This window comes from Erythrobacter alti (assembly GCF_037996805.1).
GTDB classification, from domain to species: domain Bacteria; phylum Pseudomonadota; class Alphaproteobacteria; order Sphingomonadales; family Sphingomonadaceae; genus Alteraurantiacibacter; species Alteraurantiacibacter alti.
The window spans coordinates 1-20,092 of record NZ_JBBNAX010000010.1 but is presented as its reverse complement, the minus strand read 5'-3'; the positions used below and the strand labels follow the sequence as shown (position 1 = coordinate 20,092).

Sequence of the window (20,092 nt, the reverse complement as noted above, 5' to 3'; positions counted from 1 at the left end):
TTGACAGCCCTTGGCACAACAGGGCGTACTCGAGGGGGCTTCGGGTAATTGTCGCTCGACGGGGACGTGCGCCGTCCCGCCATTGCACATCATCATTTCAAGTATCAGCGCACCGCCTTGTTTCGCCGGGACTGGTCCGGTTACGGCCGGAATTAGTGCGGCAAGTGCAAATGCGAGAGACGCGCCGGTCATGAACCATCCCCGTCATCGTCGTCTTCGTCGATCAGAATTCGCGAGGCCGCGCCCGCAGGATCGTCGAACTGGCCGCTCCGCAGCGCCCAGAAGAAGGCAGCCAGTCCGGCCAGACCCAGCAACAAGGCGATTGGCACGAGGATCAGCAGGCCGTTCATCGCGCCGCCCTCACCAGTCGCAGCGAATTGGCCACCACCAGCAAGGAGCTGGCAGACATTGCAATGGCAGCGACCAACGGCGTTACGAAACCGAATACTGCCAAAGGCACGGCAAGGACATTGTATGCAATTGCGAGAGTGAAGTTCTGCTTCACAACGGTCATTGTCCGGCGCGATGCGCAAACAGCGCGAGGAATGGAGAGCAGCGAATCCTGGACGAAAACCATATCGGCTGCCTGCAATCCGACATCGGTGGAAGAGCCTGGTGCCATGGAAGCATCGGCTGCAGCAAGAGCCGGACCGTCATTGAGCCCGTCGCCAACCATCAGCACGCTGTGCCCGGCGTCGCGTTCAAGGCCTACGATTGCCTGCTTTGTCGCCGGATCTACTTCTGCCTCCGCGGCAAGCCGTAAATCACTGGCGATCATGCCAACCGCTTCTTCCTTGTCACCCGACAGGATCGTGCAAATCACGCCCATCCGGTGCAAGCGATCCAAGGCTTCCACGGCATCGGGCCGCAGAGCATCGGCAAAGGTGATAAGCCGAACCGGCGCAGCGCCGATGCTCAGCGCCACGGCAGAACCGCCCCCTCCTTCGGGACGGCTCAGTGCGACGTCTTGGCCGTGGTATTGGGCGAATACACCGATCCCGGGACGCTCTTGGACTTCTCTGATCGGCGCAGCCTCGGTCGACATCGCCGCAAGGGCCTTGGCAAGACCACGCGAAAGCGGATGGCTGCTGTGCGATGCCAAGGCTAGCGCGATGCTGCGCTCTTTGGCTTCAAGCGACTTGAGCGCCACATCGTCCGGCACGGGACGGCCCAGCGTCAGTGTACCAGTCTTGTCGAGCAAGGCGCGGTCGATGCCGGCAAGCCTTTCCAGGGCGGTGCCGTCTTTCACCATAATGCCTGCGCGCATCAGCGACCCGCTCGCCACGACCTGCGCTACCGGAACCGCAAGACCCAATGCGCACGGGCAAGTGATGATAAGAACCGCGACCCCAATCACGAGCGCTTCATACAGACTGGCGCCGGCCACCAGCCAGCCGGCAACCGTGATAGCGGCGAGTGTATGGACGGCGGGTGCATACAGCCGTGCCGCGCGGTCGGCGATGCGGACATAGCGACTGCGATTTTGCGTGCTCGCTTCCATCAGTCGGGCGATTTCGGCGAGCGTCGTATCGCGCCCTGCATGGCTGACACGGATATCGATGGGGGAAGAAAGGTTCAGCATCCCCGCCAGCGCTGTTTCTCCTACGGCAACATTTACCGGCGCGCTCTCACCCGTCAGGATCGACTGGTCGAAACGGCTGCCACCCCTTACGACTTCACCGTCAGCAGCCAGTCGTTCGCCTGCTGCCACGCGCATCACCATGCCGGGTTCCAGCCGCTCTGCCTCCAGCCATGCAACCGTGCCATCGCCGTGTACGATTGTCGCGCCCTGTGCTGCCTGGCTGAGCAACACATCCACCCCTGCACGCGCCCGATCGCGCATCATCGCATCAAGTACGCGGCCCGCCAGCAGGAAGGTCAGGAGCATCAGCGCACCGTCGAACCAGGCGTGACGCCCTGCGGTAACGACCTCGTAGAGGCTAAGACCGGATGCAACAATCACGCCGATGGATATCGGCACGTCCATGTTGGTCGTCCCGCGACGAACTGCGCGCCACGCCGAGGAAAAGAAGGGGCGGCCGGCAAAAGCTATCGCGGGCAACGCGATAAGGGCCGAAAGCCAGTGAAACATCTCTCGCGTAGAGCCTTCGGCACCCGACCACACGCTGACCGACAGCAGCATGACATTCATCGCCGCAAAGGCCGCGACGGCAAGCGGCGCGAGCAATGGGCGCACGGCAGAAGGCGCATTTGCGGAGTCATTTCGCCGCGGCTGGGCCTCGAATCCGATTCCGCCCAGCGCCTGCGTCAAAGTCCGCACCGGCACCACTTCATCGTGCGTAACCGTTACGGTTCGCGACGTAAGATTGACCCGCGCTGACAAAACTCCCGGCACCTGCGCCAGAGCACTCTCGACCTTGCTCATGCAGCCAGCGCAATGCATCCCGGGCACGGCCAACTGTGTGCATTCGGGAGCAACCTGGGGAGCGAGCGCCTCGGCCATTATAGTTCGACCTCGCTGCGCCACGTGTGGGCGTGATCGGTCAACTCCATCCGAACAAGCCAGCGCCCGTCGCCGAGTGTCTCGCGTGAAAGAAAGCTGCCATCTGCCAGCCGGTCAAACTCGAGTGTGCGCGGCTCCTCACCGCCAAGCGGATGACGAGCCGCCGCGCGTAGGTTAGCAGGGGACGATGGGCCTATGGCTTGCACTGTCAGGCGTCCATCATCCCGCCAACTTGTCGTGACTTCCCATCCGAGCTGTTCCTGCGCCGCGGCCTCTTCGAGCCAAGTGTTGTAATTCTGGCTGGCAACGTAGGAATTTTCGACAACCACGCCGCCGAAGGTCGATGTCGCGCGCTGCGCCATGGTGAAATTTACCGCCGCAACAGTACCAAAAAATGCCACGAGGATGCCGGTCATGTGATAGCCTGTGAACCTGCGCGCCATTATTTGTCTCCGGGTGCCGTGAAGCTGGTTTCAACCGCGTCCTGCTCGCGCTGCTCATCGAGCGAGGTCACGGTGAAAGTGAAAATTGTCGCCCTGGTGTCGCTAGGGGCGATCACGTAGGCGCGCACAGGCAGCGTCGCATCGGCGGGTACGCTAAAGACTTGCCGCACGGCAGCCTCGTCGCGCCCGATAGTACCCGTCCAGAAGGTGCCGGCGTCCAACCCGTCGATGGCAACCTCCATTTCCCGAGGACGGCTTTCCATATTGCGCAAGCGGAGAGTGTACGCGTTGCGGATCGAACCGTCGCTCATCGGCATAAAGGGTGGGTTGCGGTCAGGCGAAACGGTCAACTCGGTGTGCGTGCGCGCGCCCAATGCAAACAAAAGGGCGAGTCCAATGGCGCTCCAGATCCCCAGGTAGATCAAAGTGCGCGGATGCAGGAGGGTCTTCCAGACAGGCCGGGGCGTCTCGCCGGCAGCTTCTGCCTTGCAATCTTCGAGTGTCGCATAATCGATCAACCCGCGCGGTCGCCCGATATCGGCCATGACCTTGTCGCAGGCGTCGATGCACAGCGCACAGGTGATACAGCCGATTTGCGGGCCTTCGCGAATATCGATGCCTGTCGGGCATACCTGCACGCATTGCATGCAATCGATGCAGTCGCCGAAGGCATCTGGCGTCTTCCTTGCTTTCTTCAGGCTGCCCCGCGGCTCGCCGCGCCAGTCCTTATATGTGACGATCAAGGACTTCTCATCCAGCATGGCAGACTGGATACGCGGCCATGGGCACATGTAGATGCACACCTGTTCGCGCATGAACCCACCCAGCGCAAAGGTCGTGAGGGTCAGGACTGCGACCGTAGCGTAAGCGACAGGTGCTGCCTCAAGCGCGAAAAATTCGCGAAACAGGGTCGGCGCATCGGCAAAATACAGGATCCACGCACCGCCGGTAGCAAAAGCAATAAGCAGATAGATCGCCCACTTTATTCCTCTCCGCGTCAGCTTGCCCCAGGTCCATGGAGCGGCATCAAGTCGCATGCGGGCATTGCGATCTCCATCGATAAATCGATCCACGTGCTGGAAAAGATCGGTCCATACCGTTTGCGGACATGCGTAACCGCACCAAGCGCGCCCTACTGCACTGGTGACTAGAAACAGGCCGATGCCAGCCATGATCAACAGGCCGGCAACGAAATAGAATTCGTGCGGCCATATCTCGATACCGAACATGTAGAAACGGCGGTTGGCGAGATCGACCAAGACCGCCTGATCGGGTGCGTATGGTCCGCGATCCCAGCGAAGCCACGGGGTCACATAATAGATCGCCAGCGTGACGATCATCACGAGCCATTTGAAGCGGCGAAAGGGTCCATCGATACGCTTGTTGTGGACCGTCTGTACCGCTTCATACAGCTTCTCGGATTGCGGATGCTCAGGGCTGTTCATCGACCTCGACCTCGGGGTCTGCGGCGACGTCTACAAACCGCTCACCTCCGCCGAGCGAATGGACATACGCCGCCAGCATCCGGATCGTGACCGGATCGAGCCGCCCTTCCCACTTCGGCATCATGCCCATCCGAGGGTTGAGGATTTGCTGCGCGACTGCCTCCCGGCTGTTCCCGCGTAGCCAGACTGCATCGGCAAGGTTCGGCGCGCCCAACGCGCGATCTCCCTCACCGCCGGGACCGTGACAGGCTGCGCAATTCTGCTCGTAAAGCTGAGCACCCTGCGTGCTGGGATCGGCGAGTCCGCTTAGGGACAGTACGTGGTCGGTCAGCGCATTCAATTCGGCTGTCCCGAACATGCCTTCGTAAGCGGGCATCTGGCTCTGCCTGGTCTCATCCGCGCCGGGTTGCCTTATCCCATGCGTCAGCGTGTATTCGATTGCACGGATGTCTCCGCCCCACAGCCAGTCATCATCGTTGAGATTGGGATAGCCCAGTTCCTGACTGCCGGCCGCACCCGATCCGTGGCACTGGACGCAATTGACCAGATAGGCCGCACGCCCGCCAGCAACGGCTTTGGCCAACAGCGTGCTGTCTTCAGGCAGGCGTTCCAAAGGAGTATTGGCAATCTGCTGGCGAACATCGGCGCGCGCCAGTTCGGCGGCGGACATTTCCTCGGCCAGCTGACCACGGCTGGTCCAGCCGAGCACACCCTCTGTGGCCTTGTCGATCATGGGCCATGCCGGGTAGGCGATGACGTAGCCGATGCTCCAGACAATCGTTGCGTAGAAGGTCCAAAGCCACCAGCGCGGCATCGGCGTGTCGAGCTCTTCGATACCATCCCATTCGTGGCCAACAAATTCGGTGTTGGTGGCTTCATCCTTGCGAGGGCCGGGCTGACGTTCATTCGCCATTGTCTTCGTCCTTGAAAATCATGTTGGCAGCGTCTTCATGGTGGCGCCTGACACCCGGCCGAAAGGCCCAAAGGCCGAAGCCCAGCCACAGCACCAACATCGCCAGCAGCCCCCAGCTGTCGGCAATCTGCCGCAGCACTTCGTAAGTGGAATGCTCGCTCATCGGCCCGTCTCCGCAGCGAGTTCTTCCTGCGCAGCAGCGCTGTTCACATCGACCAGCGTGCCCAGCATCTGTAGGTAGGCGATCAACGCGTCCATTTCGGTCAAACGGTCCGGATCGCCATCGAAATCACGTATTTGCGCCTTGGGATAGCGGTCCAACAGGTCACCCGCCGGAACATCGGGATCGCCTTGCGCGACGAGGTCCTGCGCTGCCATCGCGATGTCTGTTTCGCTGTAGGGAACGCCGATGATCGCAAGAGCTTCCAGCATCGCATCTGGGTCGGTCACTCGTAGTCGCGTGTCCGCCAGGAACCCGTATTGCGGCATGATGCTTTCAGGCACCACGCTCTGCGGATCGACCAGGTGCTGCACGTGCCACTCGTCCGAATAGCGACCGCCTACGCGCGCCAGGTCGGGCCCGGTCCGCTTGGAACCCCATTGGAAGGGGTGGTCATACATGCTCTCTGCGGCGAGCGAGTAATGGCCGTAACGTTCCACTTCATCCGGAAACGGGCGGATCATCTGGCTATGACAGACATAGCAGCCTTCGCGTATGTAGATGTCGCGACCGGCCTGTTCGAGCGGGGAATAGGGGCGCATCCCGTCAACTTCCTCGATCGTATTGTCGATCCAGAACAACGGCGCAATTTCCACGATGCCGCCAATGGCGACGGCAATCAGCGCGCCTACGCCAAGCAGGGTGACATTGCGTTCAAGCCGCTTGTGGCCGGTTACGGTTTCTTCAACTACGGGATCGGTCATGATGAGTCAGTCCTACTCGGCCGGGACAGCTACTGCGGGGCGATCGGCTTCGGGGTCGTATTCGGCTTGGGACATCGGCGCTTCGTCGCGCGTCTTGCCCAGGATGGTGGCCCAGACATTGATCACCATGATTACCGCGCCAGCGAGGTAGAGCAGCCCGCCAAAGGCACGCAGCACGTACATCTCGAACAGTGCCGCAACAGTATCGACGAAGCTGTTCACCAGATATCCGTCGAGGCCGTACTCGCGCCACATCAACCCTTGCGTCACACCTGCAACCCACATGCTGGCGGCGTAGAAAACGATGCCGACCGTCGCGAGCCAGAAGTGCCAGTTGACCATCCGCAGCGAATAGAGACGCTCGCGCTTCCACAGGCGAGGCACAAGGTAATAGACCGCTGCGAAGGTAATCATTCCATTCCAGCCAAGCGCGCCGGAATGCACATGGCCAACGGTCCAGTCGGTATAGTGGCTCAGGCTGTTGACGGCTTTGATCGAAAGCATTGGCCCTTCGAATGTGCTCATGCCGTAAAAAGCCAGTGCCATCACCATCATACGGATGATCGGATCGGTGCGGACCTTGTCCCATGCGCCGTTCAACGTCATCAACCCGTTAATCATCCCTCCCCAGCTCGGCATCCAGAGCATGATCGAAAATACCATGCCAAGCGTCTGCGCCCAGTCGGGAAGAGCGGTATAATGAAGATGGTGGGGTCCGGCCCAGATGTAGAGGAAGATCAGTGACCAGAAGTGGATGATCGACAGTCGATAGGAATATACTGGTCGCTCAGCCTGTTTGGGTACGAAGTAGTACATCATGGCGAGGAAGCCGGCGGTCAGGAAGAACCCGACGGCGTTATGGCCATACCACCATTGCACCAACGCGCCCTGCACGCCGCCGAACACCGGATAGCTGCGCGATCCCAACAAGCTGACCGGCACGTCGAGATTGTTCACGATATGCAACATCGCGACAGTCAGAATGAAAGCGAGATAGAACCAGTTCGCCACATAGATATGCGGCTCCTTGCGCTTGACGATGGTGCCGACAAAAACGATCAGGTAGCCGACCCAGACTGCCGTCAGCCACCAGTCGACATACCATTCCGGCTCGGCGTATTCCTTCGATTGCGAAATGCCGAGCAAATAGCCGGTCGCGGCAAGCACGATGAACAGCTGATAACCCCAGAACACGAACCGCGCGAGGCCCGGAAACGCCAGTCGCGCCCGGCAGGTGCGTTGCACCACATAATAGCTCGTGGCGATCAGGGCATTGCCGCCAAACGCGAATATCACTGCACTGGTGTGCAGCGGGCGGAGACGGCCGAAGTTGAACCAAGGTTCGATATTGAGGACCGGGAAGGCAAGTTGCAACGCGATGAACAGACCCGCGAGGAAGCCAGCCATGCCCCAGAACACCGTGGCGATTACGCCCCAACGAACCGGATCATCATCATAGCGCGACGGGTCTGTCGGCATGCGCAGCACATCGCGCGTTGCCGCATCGAACTCCGCGCGCCAAACAGTGGCAACCAGGGCAACGCCCGCCGCCATTGCGATTATGACCATATGTACCGCGAATGCCGTATCGTGCGCCACACCGGCTATTGCCAGCGCGGCGAATATCAGCACGAAGAAGATCCCCGAGCGGGTGAGCAAGGCTTCCATTTGATTATCCGTCCCTGTGTTTCGCCACCACCGCTAGCGATTCTGGACAGCCGTTCGTTGATCGGGATCAAAAACATCATTTCTGTGGAATGAAATATTTGTTCGCGGTCCTTGCGCCAGATCAAAGCCAGCCAGCACAACCCCTGCGAATGGCCCCTCGCCAGCATGGCAGGCCACGAGGGATGGTCGGTGCGGCGAACAGGAGTGAGACGATGACGAAAATACCGCTGTGCAAGCTCGGTGGAACCACTTTGGCTGTCGCGTTTGCAGCCTTGGCCTTCCCGGTTGCCGCGCAAGATGCCGGAGACTTTCAGGTCAAGCTGCTGGCTACAGCCGTCCTGCCCGATGGCGAAATCGACCAGGTCAATTTCGACCTGGTAGGGCTGCCCACCGGAACCCAGACCGAAGTCAGCGACAATTATGTCCCAACACTTGCGATCGAATACTTCGTCTCGCCCAACTTCTCTGTCGAAACGATCTGCTGCCTGACGCAGCATGATGTCGACGGCGTGGATGGTGCGGCTGGTACCGAACTGGTCGCGGATGGATTGCTGATCCCCGCCACTTTCACCTTGAAGTATCACTTCAACCCCGGCGGCGTGTCACCTTATGTCGGCGTCGGTCCGACCTATTTCCTTTGGATTGACGATGAACCGGGCGAAACTGCCGTGGCCCTTGGAGTGGATGATTTTTCGTTCAGCGACGAACTCGGCTTCGCGCTCCAGGCAGGTTTCGACGTGCCAATCGGCGAGAGCGGCTTTGGTGCCTCGATTGACGCCAAGCGCTATTTCGTGGGCACTACCGCCACCTGGTATGCCAATGGCACGCCGGTTATCGAAACCGAGCACAATTTGGATCCTTGGGTAATAAGCGCAGGGGTTTCTTTGCGCTTCTGAAGGCAGTCGGCTGGCTGACCACCCGGTCAGCCCGCCATATCATCCAGCGCCGTGCGGTCGACAATTTCGACTGCGCGGCGACTTGGCAGGTCAATCACGCCGGTGCGGCTCAATGCCATCATCTGACGGCTGACCGTTTCGATCGTGAGCCCCAGGACATCACCGATCTGTTGACGAGAAAATGGCAGGTCGAACTGCTTCAGCGGAGCTGGATCTGTCCCTTCGTCGCAACCGGCAACCGCAAGCCGTTCGGAAATCTCCAGCAGGAACGTCGCGACCTTTTCCTGCGCATTCTTGCGCGAGAGAAGCAGCATCCACCTGCGTGTGCGGTCGAGTTCGGTTAGCGTGCGTTCGAGCAGCTTGTGCTCCAGCTTGGGATGCTCGGCCGCAAACCTGTCGAAATCTGCTCGAGCGAAAACGCAAACCTCGGCATCGGTAAGCGCAGTAACCGAGTAATCCGTAGACCGGCCGAAGGGTCTGCCGATGAAGTCGGACGGATACACCACGCCGACTATCTGTTCGCGTCCGTCTTCGGTCCCGGCACTCAGCTTGAGCATTCCGCCAACGACATTGGCAACGAGAACCGAATCCTCGCCCTCCCAAACGAGCGATTCACCAGCGACAAGACTGCGCTTTCGACCAATGTTGTTCAGTAGACCAACTTCGGTAGCATCAAGGCCGGAGCAGATAGCCGTGTTGCGCACGACGCAGGTTTCGCATGAAGACATCTGGGTTTGTTAACAGCGAAGCACGAATTGCTCAATCAGCATTGGTCTAGTCGTTTGGTCGCACACCCGGCTACTCGCAAGACACCCAACGCTGTGAGCGCTGTTTCAGCTTTCGATACGCAAGCTATCGCTTACAGGATCATAGCGAATATTGAGCCCGCTGCGCCTCAGGAGGTCGAAGGTCACAAACTCGCCTTCCGATCGGATCCGGGAGTGAAGCTCTGCTGGAAGAACCTGCCGCAGATCCGCCGATGAAAGATGCAATTGCGAATTCTGGTCGATCGAAATGCTGACAGTTCCGACCCTGCTCCCATTGAGGCTAACGGGCTTGGCCACCCGGATGTCGCCTGCTCGCGGGCCACCGGCATTTAGGTCGTAATCAATGGCGAGCAGTCTTTGGCCACCAGCAAGAATGACCTCGTTGCCCGGAGTGGCCGATGATCGGAGTTGCGACGACAATTGTCGCGCGCCGTCCTGACCATCGGTGCCGGAAAGTGCGCCGTCTTCCGACGTAGTTGGTCCGCTTGATTCAGTGTCGTTGCTCTCACTTTGACCGGCGGAATTGGAGATCGAGAAATAGGGCGCAGGTCCGGACGGAATCTCTGAAAGCAGGAAGCTTTGTACGTAGGCAGGCACCGTCGGCCCAAGCCTGTTTGCCACTTGCACGCCGACCAGTACCACGATCAGCAATCCGAGCGAACCTGCGGCAAGGATGTTCCAACCACCCCAACCTCCGGCGCGATCGAGGCCATGCTCTGTCCGTAAGGAGCCCAGTTTCACTGCTTAATTTCCCCCTGTCCCAAGCTAAGCACGCATTCGAAGGTATGGCAATAATCGACACAAGATAACAAAATTTAACCCTTTGATTTTGCTAATTTTTGTCATGGTTTAAACCGCGTTAACTAAGTCCAACTACCTAGCTTTATCGAGTCGCGCCGCATCAGGCGGGCATGACAGGAAACTGGAACACATCCGCTCGTCGGAAACGCACCTTTGCCAAGATGCTTCTTGGCGCTTGCGCATCGGCCTGCCTGCTTCCCGCAACCGCGCAGGCCATCGCAATCCCGACAACGGCGCAATCGGCCAATGCCAGTCCATTCACCTGTTCCGGCCAGATTATCGCTCCGGCCGCCGCCGCAGCCGCGAGCGCCGATGATGGTGTCACCACCAAGAGCGAAGCCATACTTGGCGGGCAACCCAGCGCGCTTGACCTGATCCGCCAGCAGCAATCAGGTCTGACGAATTCGCCCGCACCGGCGTTGGCTGCAAGCGCCGCGCCGCAAGCGACCTTGCCGCACGGCACACTGCCGGCACCGGGCGCGTGCTTTGTTTCGGCCTCGCTGTCGATTGACCTGCCGTCAATTCCCGCGCTTGCGGTCTCGAATGCAGACGACACATTTCTTGGTAGCGGACGCGTGGGTATCAGGCGCACACCGTTCAACGATGACTGGCAAAGGGTGTCGGCAACACGGCTCAGCGCCAACCGTGCCAGCAATTTGCTCGGAACCGGCGGCGATATGAGCGTAGAAACTCTGTCGTTGGTCAATCGCTGGACCAACCGCCGCATTACCCATGTCGACGATATCGCCCAATATGGTGCGCGCGATTACTGGGCGACTGCGGAAGAAACATTGACCTCGCGGACCGGCGATTGTGAAGATTTCGCAATCCTGAAGTACCAGATGCTGGCCGCGCTCGGCTTCAATCGCGGTGACATGTATCTGACGCTTGCGCGTGATCTGGTTCGCAATGCCGACCATGCCGTGCTGATCGTACAGGTCGATGGCCGCTACTACATGCTGGACAACGCCACCGATGTGCTGCTGCCAGCCCATGTCTCACATGGCTATCGCGCGACGATGAGCTTCAACACGGAATCGGCATGGCTTCACGGCTTTGCCAATCAGGTCACGCCTCCTGCGCAGACTCGACAGATCGCCTACCGCTCGGTCAGTGCCCTGTCGAGCGCCCGGGTCACCGGCTTGAGCAGGTAAGCCAGGATACTCTTCGCGCCGGTGATGATCTCCACATCGGTGATCATGCCGGGGACGATCGGGAATTGCTGCCCGTCCTTCTCGATATAGCTGCGGTCGGTCTCGATCAGCACGCGGTAGTAGGCTTCGCGCTCGACCTCGTCATATATGCTGTCCGCTGACACTTCGACAACGCTGCCTGACAGGCCGCCATAAGTCGCGAAATCATAAGCGGTCACCTTGACGTTTGCCGGATCTCCAACAGCGACAAAACCGATGTCGCGCGGGCTGATGCGCGCTTCCACCAGCAATCGATCGCCAATCGGCACGACCTGCATGATGGTTTCGCCCGCGCTTACGAAACCGCCTTCGGTAGTGACCTGCAGATTGTTGACGATGCCGTTTGTCGGAGAGCGCAACTCATTGCGGTCCCTGCGCGCCGATGCCCCGCGGATACTTTCCTCGTTCACTGCAATCCGCGTCTCGACCTCGCTGCGCTCATCGAGAGCCTGTTGCCGAAAATCGAGCCGCGCGCCCTGGAGATCGGCCTGCGCTTCGCGTATTGATGCCGACGCACGCGCAGCCGCCTGACGCGCCGCCGACAGCCTGCCGCGAACATCAACGAGTTCGCGCTGTGCCGTCAGCAATTCGGTCTGCGGCACAATGCCCTGCGCGGCGAGCGGTTGGAGCATGTTGACCTGTTCCTGCGCGAGGCTGACGCTTTGCTCCAGCGAGCTTGCGGTTGCTTCTGCCTCGCGCAAATCCCGGCGACGCTGTTCCACTGCGGCAGCGAGCGCGCTTTCCCTGCTCCGCGCTGTTGCCAGCCGCGCGCGTTGGAGCCGCTGTTCCTCGGCGCAAAGGGAGCCGGCTTCGCAGCCCATCGCAGACCCTTGCGCTTCGCCTTCAAGACGCTGTGCGCGCACGGATAGACGGGAATTTTCCGCCTCGAGCTGGCCCAATTCAGACGAAGCCATGCTGTCATCCAGCCTTACGAGAACTTGCCCCTGCTCGACCCGCTCACCGCTGCGCACAAGAATGTCGGCGATTACTGCAGGCTCGGAGGGCTGCACAAGTTGAGCCTGGCTCGACGGGATCACCCGCCCCTGTCCGCGAGTGATTTCGTCCACCTGGGCGAAGCTCGCCCAAATCAGCAGTAGGGCCAGGGCAAGCGCGCAAATCGCGATCAGCTTGCGATTGGCATCCCACCCGGAGATGCGATCTCTAATGCTCATGGCTGGCTACCCGAAACGGCTCCTCTCGCCTCGGGAGATGACACTGACCTCCCCTGTTCTTCCAGCGCAGCGCGATAGCCCCTGCTTGCTGCTGTCGGATCGGGAATGGATAATTGCCATCCCGTCGATGGATCAAGCCGCCCGCCAACGTCATTGTCCGCCCGCCTGTCGGTCGGATCACGCGGAGCAATCGCTGCAACCGCCTCTACCATTTCCTGCGCATCCTCTTCTGCCGCGAAACGCGCAGGATTGAACGACGGATGGAATTCCCGGCCAAGCCAGCGTGCGCTGAAATAGGCTGCGCGACCCGCACGGCCGGGCAGGCGATAGAAAATGTGGCGGCCTTCGACATGCACTTTTTCAAGGCGGAAGGCCCAGTACGGCAAGACGTAATCGGCGTGATAGTGGGTCGCAGTACCAACGGCTTCATCGACATAGCCGGCTAGCGCCGCCTGCGCGACTTCACGCGACTGTTGCCACAAATGCGCCAGCGGACGCCGTGCCAGCGAGCCATCGCATGTATAGCTGAACTGGCACACGGGCGCGGTGAAGCCCTGATAAACCACTCCGCACACCGATGAGGGATAGGCCGGGTGCGCTACGCGGTTAAGAATGACCTGTGCCACTCCCCGCTTGCCCTCGCGGCTTTCGTTCGCAGCTTCGTAATAGATTGCTTCGGTCAGGCAGCCGAGTGCCGTCGAATGGCTGGCAGTGCCCGCCGTAATTGCCCGAAACGGTCGCATCGTATCTGTCAGACGCGCTGCCATCGGAATACCTGCGTTGCGCGCCTGCGCGCTATCGGCATCTTCGAGCAGCAGGGATTCGCCCTGCACCGTGAAATCTTCAAGTTCGCGCGCCAGCTTTACGGTAGCTGCCCGTGCTGCCTCCCGCTCTGCCATGGCTTCTGCGGGATGGATTATCGAGGTGGACGGAGCCGACAGGAAAGCCAGTGCGGCACCGCAGGCTGCCAGCTTGAAAGCAGTTCCGGGCGCTTGTGCCAGAGAGGTAAAGATTGCGGTCATCACGGCACTATCCCGACTTGCCCGGAAGGGTTCTCAGGATTTCCGCCTTGGGACCATCGGCCACGATACGGCCGTTGTTCATCACGATGATGCGATCGCAGATGTCGAACAGAGCGGGTCGGTGGGTAGCGACCACCAAAGTCTGCCTGTTCGACAGCACGCCCTCCAGTCGTTGAACCAGCAAGCTTTCGGTATTGGCATCCATCGCGCCTGTCGGTTCATCGAGATAAAGCAACTCGAACGGGGACACAAAGGCTCGCGACAGGGCGATAAAGGCACGTTGGCCACCCGAAAGCTGCCTCCCCTGCTCGCCCACTTCGCGGTCGAAACCTGCCGCATCACGCGCAAGATAGGCGTCCGCGCCGCTTTTGCTGAGGGCCGCGATCACCGCTTCGTCGGTTGCACCGGGGGAGCCCAGCGCGATATTTTCGCGGACGCTGCCGGTGAACAGATTGGCGTCCTGACCCACAAATCGGAACGCGCGGCGCAGTTCGGAAGGGCGGAACTGGCGGCTGTCGATCCCTTCGATCGTCATGGCCCCGTCGTTCGGCGGATACAAACCGCACAATACCCGGCCGAGCGTCGATTTGCCCGACGCCACCCGTCCGACGATAGCGACGCGTTCGCCCGGCTGGATGGCCAGGTTGATATTATCGAGCGCGTTCACAGGACTGTCGGGATAAGCGAAGGACAGATTCTCCATCGCAACCCGGTATCCATTCGCTGGCGAAGCGGGCAGCGACATGCTCCCGAATTGCCTCTCGTCCTCCGCATCGAAAAGCTGCTCGATGGAATCGAGCGCTTCGCGGGCTTGCCTCCCGCGTGTGAGCAGGAATGCGATCTGTCCCGCCGGCGCAAGCGAGCGAGAGGCCAGCATGACGATCGCGATGATCGCACCCATGGTGATCTCGCCTGCCGCGAACAGATAGTAGCCGCCGACCACCAGCGAGACGCTGCTGATCTGCTGGAAAGAGGATGCCAGAGCGACGGCATTGGCGGATATACGGCGTAGTCGCAGCTGCGAATTGCTGCCGACCTGCGACAGCGAATGCCATTTGCCGAGCAGGCGGCGCTCTCCCGAAACGCTTTTGAGCGTTTCCATTCCGGCAATCGATTCAACAAGGACCGTCTGCTGGAGCCCGAGGTCCGCCTGTGCATCGCGTGCAGCGTCTGCCACCTTGCGCTGCAACACCAGTCCCGCGATGGCCATCAGGATCATCGCCACGACCGGCACGAGCGCAAGCCATTTGGCGATGTATGCAATCACGGCGATAAACAGCACCAGGAATGCCATATCGACCATCAGGACAATCGTGGTCGAGGCGAAGAAGTCGCGCACAAGGGCGTATTCGCCCACGCGAGAAGCCAGTGCCCCAGTACTCCCCCGGCGACCGCTCATCGGCGTGGAAAGCACGCGCGAAAACAGCTTCTGCGACAGGCGCAGGTCCAGCTTCCTCCCGATCTGATCGACGACATTGGTGCGCGCCGTGCGAAGCGCGAATTCCAGCGCGAAGGCGAGCAATACGCCCGATGCCAGCACCCAGAGCGATGCCTCTGCCCGGTTCGGGATGACGCGGTCGTACACGTTCATCGAAAAGATCGGCAGCGAGATCGCAAGCGAATTGATCAGCAGCGATGCGAGCAGGACGGGCCGGAAGGCCTTCCGTTCCTTCCGCAGTTCGGACCAGAACCAGTGATGCCTGCCCTTCGCGTGCCACGGCGCGTCCTTGTCACGGAGGCGGTCAGGATTGGCGATGACCGTGATGAGCTCGCCTGCATAAGCTGCATCGATCTCGGCTGCCGGCTGCCAGACTGGCTGCTGCGCTTCGGCGGGAAAGACGAGCACATCCGAACCCGAGATTTCCATTATCGGAAGTGCGATATCGCCTTCCATGCGCGCGATGGCAGGATAAGCTTCCGGCTTGCGTGGCAACCTGCTGCCCGTCAGCGCCTCGTGGTTCATACCCGCAAGATCCAGCGCCGCAGAAGCCTGGTGGAATGGCAAGCCACCCGCCGCATCTCGCGGAAGGGTATCGAACAGGGCCTTGGGGTCGGGCAAGCCGAAATGACCGGCAAGCCGCGCCAGTCCCAGAATCAGCGGGTCTGTTTCAGCTGATCCGGCAAACTCTCCTGAATGATACACCCTGTCGCTCCTCGGGTGTCGCTATCCCCTAACTGGGATTGCGACGCCTTTGCAATTCTGCAGGCACCGATGGACCGTAATCGAAACGCTCACGCTCCATCATGCCAGCACCTGCTCCGGGAGACACATTAAGCGCTTCGAGGAACTGATTGGTTGCTGCCAATACTTGATATTGTGCAAAGATTTCGGAGAAGCGCGAGGTTTCGCGGCGCACCTGGGTGTTGAACCGGGTGTTCTGCGCATCCAACACATCAAGCAGCGAGCGTCGTCCGATGTTGAACTGGCTGCGATAGGAAAGCAGCAGATCGTCGCTGACCTGCGACTGCCGTTCAAGCGCCGAACCGATGGTCCCCTGCGTGGTCATCGCGGTCCATGCGTTGGCGACATCTTCTTCTGCCTGGCGCACCCGGTCATGCAGGCGATAGCGCGCCTCGCTCGACCGGCGAACCATTTCCTGCACCTGTGCTGCGCGCCGACCACCGTCGAATATTTGCCAGCGAACATAGACGCGGCCCTGCACATCATTGGTTTCGCCCTGGAAACCGTCGATATCATCGCCGATCCGTCCGCGCACATCTACACCGATTTCAGGCGCCAATTCACCGCGCGCCGACATGACCATGGCATTTGCCGCATCGACATCTGCCTGCGCCTCGCGAACCAGGGGATTGGCCGTACGGGCGAGACCGATTGCCGCTTCTTGCGTGGCGGGCAGCAGTTCGGAATAGGCAGAAGGCAGGTTGACGCGCGAAATGTCGAGGCCGGTCAGACGTCGCAATGACGTACGTGCATTCTGCAGATCTTCATCGGCCTCGGCACGTAGAACGAGCGCTGCTTCCGTACGCTCCTCTGCTTGCTGCAAATCGGCAATGCTGATCGATTGCTGCTCGACGCCTTCCGCAAGGTTCGCGGTCATCTGCTGGTGGAACATGACGTTATCGGTCGCAGCCGCAACGATCCGCTCCTGCAAAAGTATGTTGAGATATTGCCGCGCCACTTGAAGCGCGATAAATTCCGACCGCTCGACCACACGAAGCGATGCCCCGTCAACACGCGCTGCCTGGCGCAACAATTCGCCGCGACGACGCCCGAAATCGACAACGGTCCAATCGGCACGGACCTGCGCTTCGAGCGGATAGAGCCAGTCATCAGCAATGCCCAGCGTACGCCTGGTCGTGTTTTCGAGCCTGCGTGCGCCTGCGGAAGCTTCCACGTCGATTGTCGGAAAGTACAGCGATTGCGCCTGTTCCCGTTCGAACTGGATAGCCTCGGTATTCATCTGGGCCTGGATGATTTCCGGATTCGACGCAATTGCACTTTCAATCGCGTCCAGCATGGAAATCGTGCCGCCGTCCGATTGCGCCATGGCTGCCGTCGAACATGTTGTTAGAGCAACAGCGATTGTGAGTTTGCCTAGAGCATTCATCTTTCGATCCCCCCGATCACTCTGCAGAAATTTCAACACGACGGTTTTGCGGGCTGCGTGTCCCGTCGGGCAATGGCACTCTCGGGTTGGACTCCCCTTGCCCGCCCACTTCGATCCTGACGCCGCCGATGTTCCGGCTGCGCAATGCCGCGGCAATTGCGTCTGCACGGGCCTGTGAAAGCCTCAGATTGTATGCGTCGCTGCCTGCCTGGTCGGTATGGCCGACCACCGAAAGCGCGGTCCAGCCACAGGCCGGAATGCTTTGCACGACAGTGTTGAGCGTGGACCCGGCATCAGCCCTGACGTCTGCCGAATCAAAGTCGAAGAACACCATTCCGACAATGTCATCGTCGCACTGGTCTGGCCGGCGCGCCGGTGGTTGTGGTGGCGGAATGACCGTGACCGCCGGCGCCAACGGAACATCGCTCATGCGGTCGTAAGCGTTGGCACAATTGCCGATGCTCGTGGCATCGCGGGTCGAAGATTCCATGAATCCCAACGCGATGGCGCACTGCACCTTGGTTTCCAGCGCCCACAGATACCGCGGATCATTCGCAGAAATATAATTGTCATCAAGCGAAGCGGCGAGCCCGGCTTCGTATCGCATGGTCAAAGCATCGACCAATGCTGAATCACCGAGCCCGGAAAGGCTCGAATTATCCTGGGCCAGCGCGCTGGCTGGCAGACCAGCTACCCCAACGACGGCCGCACCTATACCTAACATTGAACATGACAGACGCATGTTTCTTCCCCCCAAATTTCCCCGTTAACCATGTATTACAGCAGGTTCACCCCCTTCGTCCATTGAAACTTCGGAGAACGGTGTCGCGAAGGGCACCGTATGTCCGTTGACTTCAGTGGAGAGAAGGCTGGCGAGCTCGCCAGCGGATATCTCGGCAACCTCGGCCCTGACGGGTGAATCACCCCCGGTGAACTGATCGATCAGCGCGTCGATGGCCTTGCCGGCAAGCGCATCAGACATCGTATCGCCGGCAATTTCGTCACCCACAGGAAGCGTGGCAGCATCGGCCAGCGCTTCGGTCTGATCGAGGATCAGCAAGGCTTCCATCATCGCGGCTCCCTCGCTCATGTTGGCTCCGGTAGCGAACGCGGCGTCCGAAACGGCTCCGGTACTGAAATCCTCCATCGTGAAGCTTGCGGTTCCGGAAACGAAGACGTCGCCATCCGCATCCGAGTAACCAAGTCCGTCGGAGAGGAGATCGATCGACGTGATGCCCGCATCGGAAAGCGTAACAAACTCGCCTTCGTCGGCCACTGCATTCAAATTGCTATCGAGCCAGATGCCAAAGCTTGCATAAGAGGCATCATTGGCATCGAGCACGCCATCACCATTCGAGTCATGGAGTGCCGCAACTGCTTCCAGATCGGTCAGACCATTGCCGCCGAATACAAATTCGGAAGCATCGGTGACTAATCCATCGCTGTTATAATCGAACGCCAGAATCGCGCTTCCGGCAGCAACCCAGGCGGTCTGAGTCTTTACGCCATCGCCATTGTAGTCGTAGGCGAGACCGGCCGTGATCGGAACGAAAGCATTGCCGCCCCCATCGAGGTCGAGGACAATCGGCGGCACTTCAACAATGCCATCTGCATCAAATTCGATATTGATCGCATCGGGAACGACCACGGTATCACCGTCGCCATCCACGATCTGCAGGTCGAAGTCGGCAAACAGGTCTGTACCTTGTTGGGATACTTCAATCGTCAGTTCGGACAGCGAGAACTTGCCATCATTACCGCTGGAAGATCCGCGCACATTGTCAATTTGAATCGCGGTATAGCCGTTGGCGGTATTTGTCAGGATAGACCAGTCCGAAGGCAAATCCCTGATAATTACGCCGGCGGCAGCCGTTCCACCGAAAGTTACGTCGACGGTAGACCCACCAACGTTGGTGGAAGAAGTTGAAACTTCAGCAACCAAATTGCCCAGGCTGTTGTAGATTTCTACCGAAGTGATCTGCTGCGCGACATCATCGCCCGCCGGGTCAGCGCCGCCACTATCCGTCTCGGGAACGGTCGGGTTAGGATCCAGCAAGGCAACGATCTTGATGCCGACGGTGCTACCGTTCGAAATCTGATCAATCGTGAATTTGAAGCCATTGATGACTTCGAGACTTGTGGTCGAGAAGGTGTCATCCGAATTGCCACCTCCGTTCGGGAAATAGGTGAAATCACCGAAATCGAACCGGATCCCGTCGGGGAAGCTGATGAACTGGCTGCCCGCAGCGATGTCATCCGAGTCGCTGTTGACAGTCGTTGCGGTTCCACGCGGTGTCACCGCCAATTCAAGGCTGCCTGCAGTTGACGAATCGATGAGCTTGAACGGCGGGTTGCCTGCAGTACCACCGGACAGATCGGCGAAGGCAACGCCCGATCCATTGTCGAGTGGAGCAGTGCCCATTTGAACAGTGTAAGTGCTCGCACCCTGCTGGAGAGCGACGGTAAAGACCAATTCACCCGTGCTGCTTCCTGCCCGCGCTTCAAGCGTCTGCCCCCCATTGGTCAGCACCAGCACGATCGGATCGCCGTTCGATGTCAGCGGCGTACCACCAGTATCGGAAAGGGTAGTAACCCCGCTCGTGATGTTGGCAAAGCTGACAGATCCCGGACCATCTGCACCGAAATTGTTGAGGATGTTGTCGTCGATATCAAGGTGCAGCGGTCCTGCTGCGACCTCGCCCGGATTGTTGAAGACAAACGCGGGGTCAGGCGTGAAGGCACTCGGAACATCGTCGATGATCGTCACATCGATCGAGCCTTCGAAGGTGTTGCCGCTGGCATCGGTCACCCGGTA

17 protein-coding genes and 1 pseudogene are annotated in these 20,092 nt (G+C 59.8%); 2 read left to right on the top strand and 16 right to left on the bottom strand.

Annotated elements, in window-relative coordinates; translation table 11 throughout:
- Positions 1-188: 188 nt before the first annotated feature.
- From ccoS to ccoN, 8 genes are read right to left on the bottom strand one after another with little or no spacing between them, the layout of a single operon-like run.
- Positions 189-350 (bottom strand): cbb3-type cytochrome oxidase assembly protein CcoS, encoded by a 162-nt coding sequence (ccoS, locus tag AAC850_RS12625; RefSeq protein WP_340589162.1) that lies wholly within the window; start codon positions 348-350, stop codon positions 189-191.
- Positions 347-2,464, bottom strand: coding sequence for a heavy metal translocating P-type ATPase (locus AAC850_RS12620; protein WP_340589160.1), 2,118 nt, complete (start codon positions 2,462-2,464; stop codon positions 347-349). Before AAC850_RS12620 ends, ccoS begins: the two co-directional genes overlap by 4 nt.
- Positions 2,464-2,907, bottom strand: a complete 444-nt coding sequence (locus AAC850_RS12615; protein ID WP_340589158.1) for a FixH family protein — start codon at positions 2,905-2,907, stop codon at positions 2,464-2,466. The genes AAC850_RS12620 and AAC850_RS12615 overlap by 1 nt, the downstream gene beginning before the upstream one ends.
- On the bottom strand, positions 2,907-4,352 hold the full coding sequence (gene ccoG / locus AAC850_RS12610; RefSeq protein ID WP_340589157.1) for a cytochrome c oxidase accessory protein CcoG: 1,446 nt from the start codon (positions 4,350-4,352) through the stop codon (positions 2,907-2,909). Before ccoG ends, AAC850_RS12615 begins: the two co-directional genes overlap by 1 nt.
- On the bottom strand, positions 4,339-5,265 hold the full coding sequence (ccoP, locus tag AAC850_RS12605; protein ID WP_340589156.1) for a cytochrome-c oxidase, cbb3-type subunit III: 927 nt from the start codon (positions 5,263-5,265) through the stop codon (positions 4,339-4,341). The genes ccoG and ccoP overlap by 14 nt, the downstream gene beginning before the upstream one ends.
- Positions 5,255-5,428 (bottom strand): cbb3-type cytochrome c oxidase subunit 3, encoded by a 174-nt coding sequence (locus AAC850_RS12600; protein WP_340589155.1) that lies wholly within the window; start codon positions 5,426-5,428, stop codon positions 5,255-5,257. The genes ccoP and AAC850_RS12600 overlap by 11 nt, the downstream gene beginning before the upstream one ends.
- Positions 5,425-6,189 (bottom strand): cytochrome-c oxidase, cbb3-type subunit II, encoded by a 765-nt coding sequence (ccoO, locus tag AAC850_RS12595; RefSeq protein ID WP_340589153.1) that lies wholly within the window; start codon positions 6,187-6,189, stop codon positions 5,425-5,427. Before ccoO ends, AAC850_RS12600 begins: the two co-directional genes overlap by 4 nt.
- A 12-nt stretch (positions 6,190-6,201) precedes the next feature.
- Positions 6,202-7,857, bottom strand: a complete 1,656-nt coding sequence (gene ccoN, locus AAC850_RS12590) for a cytochrome-c oxidase, cbb3-type subunit I (protein ID WP_340589152.1) — start codon at positions 7,855-7,857, stop codon at positions 6,202-6,204.
- Positions 7,858-8,069: 212 nt separating this feature from the next.
- Between ccoN and AAC850_RS12585 the strand changes: the two genes are divergently transcribed.
- Positions 8,070-8,753: an OmpW/AlkL family protein gene (locus AAC850_RS12585; RefSeq protein WP_340589151.1), complete on the top strand. Its 684-nt coding sequence runs from the start codon at positions 8,070-8,072 to the stop codon at positions 8,751-8,753.
- A gap of 26 nt (positions 8,754-8,779) precedes the next feature.
- Here AAC850_RS12585 and AAC850_RS12580 read toward each other — a convergent pair whose 3' ends face one another.
- Both AAC850_RS12580 and AAC850_RS12575 read right to left on the bottom strand, forming a co-directional pair.
- Complete coding sequence (locus AAC850_RS12580; RefSeq protein ID WP_340589149.1) at positions 8,780-9,481, bottom strand: Crp/Fnr family transcriptional regulator; 702 nt, start codon at positions 9,479-9,481, stop codon at positions 8,780-8,782.
- 105 nt (positions 9,482-9,586) lie between these two features.
- Entirely contained in the window at positions 9,587-10,261 is a 675-nt protein-coding gene (locus AAC850_RS12575) for a hypothetical protein (protein WP_340589147.1), read from the bottom strand.
- Positions 10,262-10,431: 170 nt separating this feature from the next.
- On the opposite strand from AAC850_RS12575, the gene AAC850_RS12570 reads away from it, so the two are divergent.
- On the top strand, positions 10,432-11,475 hold the full coding sequence (locus AAC850_RS12570) for a transglutaminase-like cysteine peptidase (RefSeq protein WP_340589146.1): 1,044 nt from the start codon (positions 10,432-10,434) through the stop codon (positions 11,473-11,475).
- Here the strand turns inward: AAC850_RS12570 and AAC850_RS12565 are convergent.
- The 6 genes and pseudogenes from AAC850_RS12565 to AAC850_RS12540 all read right to left on the bottom strand — a co-directional run.
- Positions 11,421-12,686 (bottom strand): HlyD family type I secretion periplasmic adaptor subunit, encoded by a 1,266-nt coding sequence (locus AAC850_RS12565; protein WP_340589144.1) that lies wholly within the window; start codon positions 12,684-12,686, stop codon positions 11,421-11,423. The genes AAC850_RS12570 and AAC850_RS12565 overlap by 55 nt on opposite strands.
- Complete coding sequence (locus tag AAC850_RS12560) at positions 12,683-13,708, bottom strand: cell wall hydrolase (RefSeq protein WP_340589224.1); 1,026 nt, start codon at positions 13,706-13,708, stop codon at positions 12,683-12,685. The genes AAC850_RS12565 and AAC850_RS12560 overlap by 4 nt, the downstream gene beginning before the upstream one ends.
- Positions 13,709-13,715: 7 nt before the next feature.
- Positions 13,716-15,851, bottom strand: coding sequence for a type I secretion system permease/ATPase (locus tag AAC850_RS12555; protein WP_340589143.1), 2,136 nt, complete (start codon positions 15,849-15,851; stop codon positions 13,716-13,718).
- 28 nt (positions 15,852-15,879) lie between these two features.
- Positions 15,880-17,217 carry a TolC family protein gene (locus tag AAC850_RS12550; protein WP_340589142.1) on the bottom strand — a complete coding sequence of 446 codons (1,338 nt, stop codon included), beginning with the start codon at positions 17,215-17,217 and terminating at the stop codon, positions 15,880-15,882.
- A gap of 76 nt (positions 17,218-17,293) precedes the next feature.
- On the bottom strand, positions 17,294-18,001 hold the full coding sequence (locus tag AAC850_RS12545) for an OmpA family protein (protein ID WP_340589141.1): 708 nt from the start codon (positions 17,999-18,001) through the stop codon (positions 17,294-17,296).
- Between the two features lie 42 nt (positions 18,002-18,043).
- Positions 18,044-20,092 (bottom strand): annotated as a pseudogene (locus AAC850_RS12540) (hypothetical protein); the annotation flags it as partial.